The organism is Curtobacterium sp. MCLR17_051 (genome assembly GCF_003234395.1).
Lineage (GTDB): Bacteria > Actinomycetota > Actinomycetes > Actinomycetales > Microbacteriaceae > Curtobacterium > Curtobacterium flaccumfaciens.
The window spans coordinates 117,072-129,097 of record NZ_QKTA01000009.1 but is presented as its reverse complement, the minus strand read 5'-3'; the positions used below and the strand labels follow the sequence as shown (position 1 = coordinate 129,097).

Genomic DNA, 12,026 nt, shown 5'->3' with positions numbered 1-12,026 from the left:
GCGAGCCGCAGGCCCCCGCGCCCCGCTCCCGACATACGCTCATCCCATGGCAGTCCCCGTCCCACTCGGCACCGAGGACCGCACCGCCCGCCTCACCCTCCGCCGCCCGGACTCCTGGCGCCGCGAGGACTCAGCCCAGGCGGACCTGCGCGTCACCGGCGACGACGTCGTCCTCACCGTCCGATCCCGCCCCAGCGACCGCGCGATCGGCGACGAGAACACCGGCCTGCTCGAACGGCTGCCCGGCTCCGTCGAGGGCCTGCTGCTCGTCGGCTGCGACCCGTGGACCACCGCCGGCGCCCCGGCCCGGCTGGTCGAGTACGTCCGGCCCGACGAGCACGGCGACGTCGCCGGCACCCACCTGCTCTTCGTCACCGGTCGGCACCGCGTCGACCTGACGATCGAACGCCCGCTCGCCCGGCTGCTCGAGACCGACGACCTCGTGCTCGCCGTCCTCGAGAGCGTCCGCGCCACCGAGACGGTCCCGGTCCGCCCCGAGCGTGACCTCGAACCCCTGCCGGCCCCCGCCCCGGCACCGTCGCTCGACGGCCCCCGCCTCAGCACGGACGCGATCGGCACCCTGCAGAGCCTCGCCGGACGCCGGTGGAACCCCACGCTCCTCCGCACCGCGGCGGGCCGCGAACTCATCGAGGCGGGCCTCGTCGGCCGGCTCGGCACCCTGCCGGAGTCGACCCAGACCCTCCTCGAACCCTGGCAGGGCGATGCCCAGCCGGTCACGCTGGAACAGCACCTGCCCGACGGGGGCGAGTCGCGCCTCCAGGCCTGGTCGCAGACCGTCGTCGACGGGACCGACGCGGCGGGCGCCGTGGTCGCGTCCGTCACGCCCGACCGGGCCGTCGCGCTGCTGGCCGGGAGGCTCGGCATCGGTCCGACGTGGACCTTCCCGTTCCGCACGGGGTCGCTCCCAGGGCACCTGCTCGGCCGCAGGCTGGCCGGCGGTCCGGACGCACCGGACCTGCCGGAGGCCCTCGCCGAGGCGGACCCGCGCCTCGCGCGGTTCTGGGCCGCGCCGTGGACCGTCTCGTACCTGCGTCGACCCGGCAAGCCGAAGCCGATCACGATCGTGCGGGCCGAGGGACACGGGTTCGCGCGCGTGGGCGCGACGAAGGCCGGGGAGACCGCCTTCCGGACGGACTCCCCGGCCAACGTCTACCGGTCGGTGGTGCGGGCGCTGCTGGGCTGAGCGCGCCCGTGTTCTCCCGCTACGCGGCGGGGCCGGCGGTCAGGGTGATCGTGACCGTCTTCGCGGCGCCGGTGCTGTCGGTGTACCGGACGCTCACCTTGTCGCCGACCGAGTGCGACTGGACGGCCTTGGTGAGCTGATCCGAACTCGTGACCGCGGTGCCGTCGATGCTCGTGATCGTGTCCCCTGCGGTCAGGCCGGCGCTCGCGGCGCCGGAGCCCTCGACCGTGCCGGCGACGGCGACGCCGCCCGTGGTGCCGGAGGTGTTGCTGACCTCGACCCCGAGGAACGCGGGCAGCCCGATGGTGATCGTGCTCGAGGACTCCCCGGCGAGGATCTTCTCGGCGATCGTCTTCGCGGTGGTGATCGGGATGGCGTAGCCGGTGACGTCGGCGGTGCCGGAGGACGCTGCCGTGGCCATGCCGACGACCTCGCCCTCGCTGTCGAGCACCGGTCCGCCGGAGTCGCCGGAGACGATGTCCGCCGAGATCTCGATCAGGCCGGTCAGGGACTCGGTGCCGGTGCCGGACTCGCTCTGTACCTGGATGTCCTGGTCGGTCGCGGTGACGGTGCCCTCGGCGGCGACGAGGTTGCCGGTGCCCTCGGCGTTGCCGACGTCCTTGACGGTGTCACCGGTGCTCGGCTCGCCGTCGTCGTCGAGCGTGACCGTGGACAGCCCAGAGGCGTTCTCGAGCTTCAGCACGGCGACGTCGTTCGTGGCGTCGGCCCCGACCACGTCGGCCTTGTACTCCTTGCCGGTGGTCTCGTCGGTGACGGTGATGCTCGTCGCACCCTGGATCACGTGGTTGTTCGTCAGGACCGTGCCGTCGGAGGTCAGGACCATGCCCGTGCCTGCTGCCTGTGACGACTCGTCGTAGTTCAGGACGGTGTTGATGGTCACGACGCCCTTCTTGTCGGCGGCCGTCGCTGCGGTGGCGGGGGACTGGGTCGTGCCGGTGCCGCTGCCGGTGCTGCCGTCGCCGCTGGTGCCGCTGCCGCGGCCGTCGCCGGGCACCGTGAAGCCGTTCGTGCCGTCGCTGCTGCCGGTGCCGCCGGTCCCGTCGGTGCCGGATCCGGTGCCGGGGAGCGTGGTGGTGCCCTGCGACTGGCTCGACGTCGTGGTCGTCCCCTGCGAGGACAGGCCGAGGGCGGTGCCACCGGCCGCACCGACGATGGCGAGCGCGGCGATGCCGGAGCCGATCATCAGTCCCAGGCGACGCGGGCGCTTCGTCCCACCGGGGTGGTTCGCGGTCGCCGCCGAGTACGCCCAGGCGTGGTTCGCGCCGGCGAGGGCGGGGCTGCCGATCAGGTACGGGCCGCGGCCGTCCGGCGTGTAGGCGTAGGGGCCGGAGCCGTCCGGACCGTAGAGGTAGGGACCGGAGCCGTCGAACGCGTACGCCGGGCGCAGGGAGGCCGGGTCGGCGTGCGGCGCCTCCCAGTGCATCCCGGGAGCCTGCTGCTGCGCGGCGGGGGTGCCGTCCTCGTCGTGGTCGGCGGCTGCGGGGTTCGGGGTCTCGTTCATCGGTGCTCTCCGGTCGTCCCTCGACGGCCCGGTCGGGCGTCGATGGAGACCAGTACAGGGCGCTTCCCCATGACGAGCCTATGAACGAACCCTGCGCACGCTCCGGGGTTGCTCGGGGGACGCCGAGTGGGGCTCCGGCGTTAGGGTGGCCTTACTTCCATGCCTCCGTCGACGTCCACGCCCCCGGCTCCCAGCTCCGTCCCCCGACTCGTCGGTGCGACCGTGCTGGCGGTCGTCGTCCTCGCCGTGGCGTGTGCGCTGTCGATCGCCTACGGCTCGCGGCCGATCCCGCTCGGCACCGTCCTCGACACGGTGATGCACCCCGGGCGGAGCGACGAGGTCGGGCTCATCGTGCTCGGCAACCGCGTGCCCCGCACCGTCGTCGGACTGCTCGCCGGAACCGCGCTCGGGGTGGCCGGAGCCGTGATGCAGGGCGTGACGCGGAACCCGCTCGCCGACCCGAGCGTCCTCGGCATCAACTCCGGAGCGACGCTGGCCGTGGTGGCCGGGATCGCGGTCTTCGGCGTGAGCGGCACTGCTGCCTACCTGCCGTTCGCGTTCGTCGGGGCCGCCCTCGCCGCCGTGCTCGTGTACGGGATCGCGACCGTCGCCCGACGCGGCCTCTCTCCTGTCGGGCTCGCCCTCGCCGGAGCCGTGGTCGCCGCGGCGCTGTCGTCGGTCACCACCGCGGTGCTCGTGACCGACCAGAGCCTGCTCGACCAACTGCGCTTCTGGCAGGTCGGGGCCCTCGCCGGCAAGGACCTCGGCACGGCGGGGATCATCACGGCGCCGGTGCTCGTCGGGCTGGCGATCGCGTTCGGCCTCGGTCGGTCGCTGAACACCCTCGCGCTCGGGGACGAACTCGCGGCGTCGCTCGGGCAGCGGGTCGTGCTCGTCCGCGCCGTCGGCGGTCTGGTCGCGGTGCTGCTGGCCGGGTCCGCGGTGGCCGCCGCCGGGCCGATCGCCTTCGTCGGGCTCGCCGTGCCGCACGCCGTCCGTCGGCTGAGCGGCCCCGACCACCGCTGGACCATCCTGCTGTCGGCGATCGTCGCCCCCGCACTGCTGCTCGTCGCCGACGTCATCGGCCGAGTCGTGGCGTACCCGGGGGAGCTGCAGGTCGGCATCGTCACGGCGTTGATCGGGGCGCCGGTGTTCATCGCGCTCGTGCGGTCGAGGGCGGTGCGGGGACTGTGAGGCAGTTGTTCGGCTCCGGCCGCCCGCGGTCCGGCGGTCTGCGCCGCTCGGCCGGCCTGCGTCGTGAGGTCTCGGTGCTCGTAGGCGTGGTGGCGGTCGTCGTGGTGCTCGTCCTGGTCGGGCTCGGCGCCGGTTCGATCCCGCTCACCCCGGGCCAGGTGCTCGCCTCCCTGTTCGGCCAGGGGGACCGGATCTCGGACTTCGTGATCGGGCAGCTCCGCGGGCCGCGGGTGCTCGGTGCCGTCCTCGTCGGGGCCAGTCTCGGCGTCGCTGGCGCGATCGTGCAGAGCGTCGTGCGGAACCCGATCGCGAGCCCCGACGTCATCGGGATCACCTCGGGGGCCAGTGCCGCCGGACTCACCGCGATCGTGCTGTTCGGTGCCAGCGGTGGCACGCTCTTCTCGGTCGTGCTGGTCGGCGCCGTGGTGGTCTCGATCGTCATCGCCGGGCTCGCCTGGCGACGAGGGATCACCGGCAACCGGGTGATCCTCGTCGGGATCGGCGTCGCGGCCATCTGCCTGAGCATCACCGGCTGGATGCTCACGAGCGGCACCGTCACCCAGGCCGGCACCGCGCTGCTCTGGCTCTCCGGCAGCCTGAACGCCGTCGACCGCGACCTGGTCGGGGCGCTCGGCGTCGCGTTCGTCGTGCTCGGCGTGCTCGCGCTGCTGCAGTCCGCCCGTCTGCAGGTCCTGAGCCTCGGGGACGAGGTCGCCGCCGCACTCGGACTCCGGCCGGACCGGGCAAAGGTGCTCCTGCTCCTCACCGCCGTGTGCCTGACCGCCGCAGCCGTCGCCACCGCGGGGCCCGTCTCGTTCGTGGCGCTGATGTCTGCGCCGATCGCCCGACGCCTCGTCGGCGGTGGACGGGTGGCACTCGCGCCGGCCGCTGCCGTCGGAGCCGCGATCACGCTCGGCAGCGACCTGCTGGCACAGTTCGCCTTCCCCGGCACCGCGCTGCCGGTGGGCGTCGTGACAGGCGTCGTGGGAGCGCCGTACCTGCTCTGGTTGCTCGCGCGGGGACGGTGACGCCGGGTCCCACGGGTCGCTGACGTCGGGTCCCACGGGTCGCTGACGCGGCTCGTGCGTTCGCGGATCGCGGAAGTCCCTCCACGGTCCCAGATCGGGGCTGCCGCTCGGGGCTTCGTTTCCGATACGCTGGTGGGCCAAGAGGAGGAGGTCCACCGATGCCAGATCCAGTGGTCCCGCAGCCGGGCGGTCAGAAGACCCCGGAGCAGCGGCTGGTCGACACCACGCTGACCTTCAGCATGGACATGGGCGCGGCGCTCACCGCCGAGTCCGGTGTCTCGACCGAAGAACGTGAAGCCGTCAACGCACTGCCCTCGGGGTCGGCGTTGCTCGTGGTCCGTCGCGGCCCCAACGTGGGTGCGCGGTTCCTCCTCGACTCCGACGTCACGACGGCCGGTCGACACCCCGACGCCGACATCTTCCTCGACGACGTCACCGTGTCGCGCAAGCACGCGCAGTTCCTGCGCCACGGCACGAGCTTCAGCGTCAAGGACAACGGCTCCCTGAACGGCACGTACTTCGACGGTGTCCGCATCGACGAAGCGCTGCTCACCGACGGGGCCGAGGTCCAGGTCGGCAAGTTCCGCCTGACGTTCTACGCATCTCGGGTCGACCTGGCGCGCCTGGCGAACGCGTAGTGGCCGCACGGTCCGCTGCGGCCCGGGCGGGGTCCGCGGCACCGGACCTGCTCACCATCGGGCAGGTCCTCGCTCGCCTCAAGCCCGAGTTCCCGGACCTGTCGAGCTCCAAGCTGCGGTTCCTCGAAGAGCGCGAGCTCGTCACCCCGATCCGCACGGCCAGTGGGTACCGCAAGTTCTCCGCTGCCGACCTCGAGCGGCTCCGGGTGATCCTCGGACTGCAGCGTGACCACTACCTGCCGCTCAAGGTCATCAAGGAGTACCTCGCCGACCTCGATGCCGGACGCGAAGCCGTCCTGCCCGGCGGAGGCGACGCGCCGAAGCCGTCGATCCTCGGCCGTGAGCGCCGGTACACCCGCGACGAGACGGTCCGGGCAGCCGGAGCCTCCCCGATGCTCCTCGCCGACGCGGTCTCGGCTTCGCTGCTGCCGGCCACCGACACCTACGGCGACGACGGCGTCTCCGTGCTGAAGGCCCTGGTCGAACTGCAGCGAACGGGTATCGAGCCGCGACACCTCCGCACGCTGCGCAGCACCGCCGAGCGCGAGGTCGGTCTCATCGAGTCCGCCCTCATGCCGGTCTCCCGCCGGGGCGACGCTACCTCGCGGGCCAAGGCCACGGAGCTCGCGCGTGAGATCGCCGGGCACCTCGAGATCATCCGGTCGAACCTCATCCGCCAGGCCCTCGGTCGTCTCGACGCATGACGCCGTCCGGTGCTCCGACAGGGCTTGTGTGTCAGTGGCCGAGGCGTATCCTCGACACGCCGGACGCGCCGGGTCGGATGTCCCGCGCGGGAGCGGTCGGAGTCGCTACCGTGGACCTCGGAACAACTCTCAACCCGTCGTTGAAGCTTCGGGTGGGAGCTCGATCGTCGTGGAAGGCAAGCTCATGAGTGGGAACGACACCCCTGGCACCGAGTCTGACGTGACCCGGTACGACCTCGGGCTGCTCTTCACCGATGGTCTGCCCGAGCACGACGAGCAGAACGGCTACCGCGGCACCGTCGCCGCACGGGCAGCCGGCATCTCGTACCGCCAGCTCGACTACTGGGCCCGCACCGAGCTCGTGCAGCCGACGATCCGCGGGGCCGCCGGCTCCGGGTCGCAGCGCCTGTACGGGTTCCGCGACATCCTCGTGCTCAAGCTCGTGAAGCGCCTGCTCGACACCGGCATCTCGCTGCAGCAGATCCGCACCGCGGTCAACCAGCTCCGGGAGTCCGGCGTCTCCGACCTGGCGCAGACCACGCTGATGTCCGACGGTGCCTCGGTGTACCTGTGCACCTCCGACGACGAGGTCATCGACCTCGTGTCCCGCGGCCAGGGTGTCTTCGGCATCGCGGTCGGCAAGGTCCTGCGCGAGGTCGAGAGCTCCCTGGTCGAGCTCGACGCCACCGCTGCGGCCGACCCCTCCGACGAGCTCGCCGCTCGTCGCGCTTCCCGCGCTTCCTGACCGTTCGGGTCCGGGCCCAACGGTCGCGAACCGCCGTGTGCGCGTTGCCGAGGTGTCACGAACCGTCGCCTGCGACGCCGTCTGCCGACAGTTGGTGACCTTTCGTCGGACGTGAGCGGTGTGTCGTGGCCGCTGGGCGAGCCGGGGTCGGGCGTGTCTGCCGGGGCCGGGGCGGGCCTCCCGGCAGTCGCCGAGGTGTCACGAACCGTCGTGTGCGCGTCGCCGAGGTGTCACGGACTGTCGCCTGCGGGGCTGCTAGCCGACAGTTGGTGACCGCTCGCCGGACGTGAGCGGTGTGTTGTGACCGCTGGCCGAGCCGGGGTCGGGCGTGTCTGCCGGGGCCGGGGCGGGCCTCCCGGCAGTCGGCGCGCGGTCACGAACCGTAGTGTGCGCGTCGCCGAGTGGTCACGAACTGTCGGCTGCGACGCTGCCGACCGACAGTTGGTGACCCCTCGCCGGACGTGTGCGGCACGTCGTGACCGCTGGCCGAGCCGGGATCGGGCGTGTCTGTCGGGGCCGGGGCAGGCCTCCCGGCAGTCGGCGCGTGGTCACGAACAGCCGTGTGCGCGTCGCCGAGGTGTCACGAACCGTCGGCTGCGACGCTGCCTGCCGACAGTTGGTGACCGCTCGGCGGACGCGAGCGGCATGTCACGCGACCGCGACCGCGACCGCGATCACGACCGCGCCGCGACCGCGTGAGCAGCGACCTACGCGGCGCCACCCTCGGCGTACGGACCGATTTTGCCGGTGCGCATGATGCGCTCGAGCAGCTGGTCGAAGTTCTTCGCCATCTCCTGCGCGGACTCGCCGGGCCAGACGTGCAGCGGCTTCGCGGCACCCTGCGCCTGCTGCAGCGACGTGCGCTCCGGCAGCTGCGGCGAGAGCACGAGCGGGCCGAACATGTCGCGGAGTTCCTTGATGCGGAACTGGTGCTCGAGCGATTGCACCCGGGCACGGTTCACGATGATGCCGAGGGGCTGCAGGCGCGGGGAGAGTCCGCGGCGGATCTCCTCGATGGCGCGCAGCGCTCGGTCGGCGGCGGCCACGGAGAACAGGCCGGGCTCGGTGACGACGGTGACGCGGTCGGACGCGGCCCACGCGGTGCGGGTCAGGGCGTTCAGCGACGGCGCACAGTCGATGAGGACGAGCTCGTAGTCCTGCTCGACGTTGGCCAGGGCCTCTTCGAGCTTCCAGATGTCGCGGATCGACGGGTGCGGCCCGTCGAAGTTGATGGCGGAGGGCGACCCGACCATGACGTCGATCTTGCCCTGCGACCCCTTCGTCCAGCCCGAGGGGGCGATCGCCTGACGGACGATCTTCTCCTTCGGGTTCTCGAGGACGTCGGCGACGTTGAGGTGGCCGGCGAGGTTGATGTCGAGGCCCGTCGAGACGTCGGACTGCGGGTCCAGATCCACCACCAGCGTGCGCAGTCCCTTGGCGAACGCGGCCGAGGTCAGGCCGAGCGTCACCGTCGTCTTGCCGACACCACCCTTGAGGGAGCTCACGCTGAGTACATGCACGTTGAGCAACGTTACCGCCACTAGGGTTGTCTCACCTCAACCCGGGCTGAAAGGGACGTCGTGTTCACGAAGATCCTCGTTGCGAACCGTGGCGAGATCGCCATCCGCGCGTTCCGTGCCGCCTACGAGTTGGGGGCCCGTACGGTGGCCGTCTACCCGTACGAAGACCGGAACTCCCTGCACCGTCTCAAGGCCGACGAGGCCTACCTGATCGGGGAGCGGGGCCACCCGGTCCGGGCGTACCTGGACGTCTCCGAGATCATCCGCGTCGCCCGCGAGTCGGGGGCCGACGCGATCTACCCGGGGTACGGGTTCCTGTCCGAGAACCCCGAGCTCGCCGCGGCAGCAGCCGCGAACGGCATCACCTTCATCGGTCCGGGCGAGCACGTGCTCGAGATGGCCGGCAACAAGGTCACCGCGAAGGAGCACGCGATCGCGGCCGGCGTCCCGGTCCTGGCGAGCACCCCGGCGAGCCGCGACATCGACGAACTGATCGCCGGCGCCGACGCGATCGGGTTCCCGGTCTTCGCCAAGGCCGTCGCCGGTGGTGGTGGCCGAGGCATGCGCCGGGTGGAGACGAAGCCCGAGCTGCGTGACGCCCTCGAAGCAGCCATGCGCGAGGCCGACAGTGCGTTCGGCGACCCGACGATGTTCCTCGAGCAGGCCGTCATCCGTCCACGCCACATCGAGGTGCAGGTCCTCGCCGACGCGACCGGCACCGACGCCGGCACGATCCACCTGTTCGAGCGGGACTGCTCGGTGCAGCGGCGCAACCAGAAGGTCGTCGAGATCGCGCCGGCGCCCAACCTCGACCCCGCGATCGCACAGGCACTGCACCGTGATGCCGTGGCCTTCGCCCGGTCGATCGGGTACGTGAACGCCGGCACCGTGGAGTTCCTGCTCGACACCGAGGGCGAGCGCGAGGGGCAGCACGTCTTCATCGAGATGAACCCGCGCATCCAGGTCGAGCACACGGTCACCGAAGAGGTCACCGACGTCGACCTGGTGCAGTCGCAGATGCGCATCGCGGCGGGGGAGACCCTCGCCGACCTCGGCCTGTCGCAGGACACCGTCGCCGTGCACGGCGCCGCGCTGCAGACCCGCATCACGACCGAGGACCCGACGCAGGGCTTCCGTCCGGACACCGGCCGGATCAGCACCTACCGCAGCCCCGGCGGCGCGGGCGTCCGGCTCGACGGCGGCACGGTCGCCACCGGCGCGCAGATCAGCCCGCACTTCGACTCGATGCTCGCGAAGATGACGTGCCGCGGCCGGGACTTCCCGGCGGCGGTGTCCCGGGCCAAGCGCGCCCTCGCCGAGTTCCGCATCCGCGGCGTCAGCACGAACATCCCGTTCCTGCAGGCCGTGCTCGAGGACCCGGACTTCGCCCGCGGCGACGTCTCGACGAAGTTCATCGAGGAACGTCCGCAGCTCTTCGGCGGCCACGTCTCGAAGGACCGCGGCACGAAGGTGCTCACCTGGCTCGCCGACGTCACGGTGAACAAGCCGAACGGGGAGCGGTCGCCGCTCGTCACCGACCCGGCCGACAAGCTCCCGGCCACCGACCTGACGGCGCCGGTGCCCGAGGGGCAGCGCGACCGCCTGCTGGCCATGGGGCCGGCCGAGTGGTCGAAGGCCCTGCGCGCCCAGACGGCCCTCGCGGTGACCGAGACGACGATGCGCGACGCCCACCAGTCGCTCCTCGCCACCCGGGTCCGCACGAAGGACCTCGTCGCCGTCGCGCCGCACGTCGCGCGGCTCACCCCGCAGCTGCTCAGCGTCGAGGCCTGGGGAGGTGCCACGTACGACGTGGCACTCCGGTTCCTCGGTGAGGACCCCTGGGAGCGCCTGTCCTCGCTGCGCGAAGCGATGCCGAACATCCCGATCCAGATGCTGCTGCGCGGCCGCAACACGGTCGGGTACACGCCGTACCCGACCGAGGTCACCGACGCCTTCGTCGACGAGGCGGCCCGGTCCGGCGTCGACGTCTTCCGCGTGTTCGACGCGCTGAACGACGTCAGCCAGTTGCGTCCAGCCCTGGAGGCCGTGCTCGCGACCGGCACGGCGGTCGCCGAGGCGGCGCTCTGCTACACCGCCGACCTCCTCGACCCCGCCGAGGACCTCTACACGCTCGACTACTACCTCCGCCTGGCGGAGCAGATGGTCGACGCCGGCGCGCACGTCATCGGCATCAAGGACATGGCCGGGCTCCTCCGTGCCGGTGCGGCCGAGAAGCTCGTCACCGCGCTGCGCGAGCGCTTCGACCAGCCCGTGCACGTGCACACCCACGACACCGCCGGCGGCCAGCTCGCGACCCTGCTCGCCGCCTCGCGCGCCGGGGCCGACGCCGTCGACGTGGCCGCAGCACCCATGGCGGGCACGACCAGTCAGCCGAGCATGTCCGCCCTGGTCGCCGCGCTGGCCCACACCGAGCGCGACACCGGTCTGTCCCTCGACGCCGTCGGTGACCTCGAGCCGTACTGGGAATCGGTCCGTCGCGTGTACGCACCGTTCGAGTCCGGGCTCGCCGGTCCGACCGGGCGTGTCTACAAGCACGAGATCCCCGGCGGCCAGCTGTCGAACCTCCGGCAGCAGGCGATCGCCCTCGGCCTCGGTGACCGGTTCGAGCAGGTCGAGGACTGGTACGCCGAGGCGAACCGGATCCTCGGACGCCCCACAAAGGTCACGCCGTCGTCGAAGGTCGTCGGTGACCTCGCGCTGCAGCTCGCAGCGGTCGGTGCCGACCCGGTCGACTTCGAGCAGAACCCCGACAAGTACGACATCCCGGACTCCGTGGTCGGGTTCATGGCCGGCGAACTGGGCGACCTGCCCGGCGGCTGGCCCGAGCCGTTCCGCTCGAAGGTCCTGGCCGGGCGCGACGTCCGTCTCGAGATCACCCCGGTGCCCGCAGACGAGCGCGCGCACCTCGAGATCCCCGGGCCGGAGCGCCAGCAGGCCCTCAACCGCTTGCTCTTCCCGCAGCCGACGCAGCAGTTCCAACGCGTGCGGGAGCAGTACGGCGACCTGTCCGTCGTCCCGACCGTCGACTACCTGTACGGGCTGCGTCCCGGGCAGGAGCACAGCGTCCCGCTCGGCAAGGGCGTCGACCTGTTCGTCGGGCTCGAGGCGATCGGCGAGGTGGACGCCAAGGGCATCCGCACGGTCATGGCGACGATGAACGGGCAGCTCCGCCCGGTCGCCGTCCGCGACCGTTCGGTGGAGGTCGAGACGAAGGCGGCCGAGAAGGCCGACGCGTCCGACCCCAAGCACGTGGCCGCGCCGTTCTCCGGCGTGGTGACGCTCAAGGTCGCCGTCGGTGACGTCGTCGAGGCCGGTACGCCGGTGGCGAGCATCGAGGCGATGAAGATGGAAGCGGCCATCACGGCGCCCGTGTCGGGCACCGTCGGCCGACTCGCGATCCCGGTGACCCAGCAGGTGGACGCCGGCGACCTCCTGGTGGTGCTGCAGTAA

General features: G+C 72.1%; 9 protein-coding genes. 7 read left to right on the top strand and 2 right to left on the bottom strand.

Features of this window, described 5'->3' with window-relative positions; translation table 11 throughout:
- Nucleotides 1-46 precede the first annotated feature (46 nt).
- The gene (locus DEJ06_RS09900; protein ID WP_111039166.1) at nt 47-1,204 is read left to right on the top strand and encodes a hypothetical protein; all 1,158 of its coding nucleotides are present in this window, start codon (nt 47-49) and stop codon (nt 1,202-1,204) included.
- A gap of 19 nt (nt 1,205-1,223) precedes the next feature.
- On the opposite strand, the gene DEJ06_RS09895 is transcribed toward DEJ06_RS09900, so the two are convergent.
- Nucleotides 1,224-2,726, bottom strand: a complete 1,503-nt coding sequence (locus tag DEJ06_RS09895; RefSeq protein ID WP_258372484.1) for a S1C family serine protease — start codon at nt 2,724-2,726, stop codon at nt 1,224-1,226.
- A gap of 159 nt (nt 2,727-2,885) precedes the next feature.
- Here DEJ06_RS09895 and DEJ06_RS09890 point away from each other — a divergent pair, with 159 nt between their 5' ends.
- From DEJ06_RS09890 to DEJ06_RS09870, 5 genes are all read left to right on the top strand, one after another.
- The gene (locus DEJ06_RS09890; RefSeq protein WP_111039165.1) at nt 2,886-3,920 is read left to right on the top strand and encodes an iron ABC transporter permease; all 1,035 of its coding nucleotides are present in this window, start codon (nt 2,886-2,888) and stop codon (nt 3,918-3,920) included.
- The gene (locus DEJ06_RS09885) at nt 3,917-4,948 is read left to right on the top strand and encodes an iron ABC transporter permease (protein WP_258372483.1); all 1,032 of its coding nucleotides are present in this window, start codon (nt 3,917-3,919) and stop codon (nt 4,946-4,948) included. The genes DEJ06_RS09890 and DEJ06_RS09885 overlap by 4 nt, the downstream gene beginning before the upstream one ends.
- 158 nt (nt 4,949-5,106) lie before the next feature.
- Complete coding sequence (locus DEJ06_RS09880; protein ID WP_051596676.1) at nt 5,107-5,586, top strand: FHA domain-containing protein; 480 nt, start codon at nt 5,107-5,109, stop codon at nt 5,584-5,586.
- Nucleotides 5,586-6,290, top strand: coding sequence for a MerR family transcriptional regulator (locus DEJ06_RS09875; RefSeq protein WP_111039164.1), 705 nt, complete (start codon nt 5,586-5,588; stop codon nt 6,288-6,290). Before DEJ06_RS09880 ends, DEJ06_RS09875 begins: the two co-directional genes overlap by 1 nt.
- 184 nt (nt 6,291-6,474) lie before the next feature.
- Entirely contained in the window at nt 6,475-7,035 is a 561-nt protein-coding gene (locus DEJ06_RS09870; protein ID WP_027465231.1) for a MerR family transcriptional regulator, read from the top strand.
- A 707-nt stretch (nt 7,036-7,742) separates the two neighbouring features.
- On the opposite strand, the gene DEJ06_RS09865 is transcribed toward DEJ06_RS09870, so the two are convergent.
- On the bottom strand, nt 7,743-8,555 hold the full coding sequence (locus tag DEJ06_RS09865; RefSeq protein ID WP_027465232.1) for a ParA family protein: 813 nt from the start codon (nt 8,553-8,555) through the stop codon (nt 7,743-7,745).
- Nucleotides 8,556-8,615: 60 nt separating this feature from the next.
- Here DEJ06_RS09865 and DEJ06_RS09860 point away from each other — a divergent pair, with 60 nt between their 5' ends.
- The gene (locus DEJ06_RS09860) at nt 8,616-12,026 is read left to right on the top strand and encodes a pyruvate carboxylase (RefSeq protein ID WP_111039163.1); all 3,411 of its coding nucleotides are present in this window, start codon (nt 8,616-8,618) and stop codon (nt 12,024-12,026) included.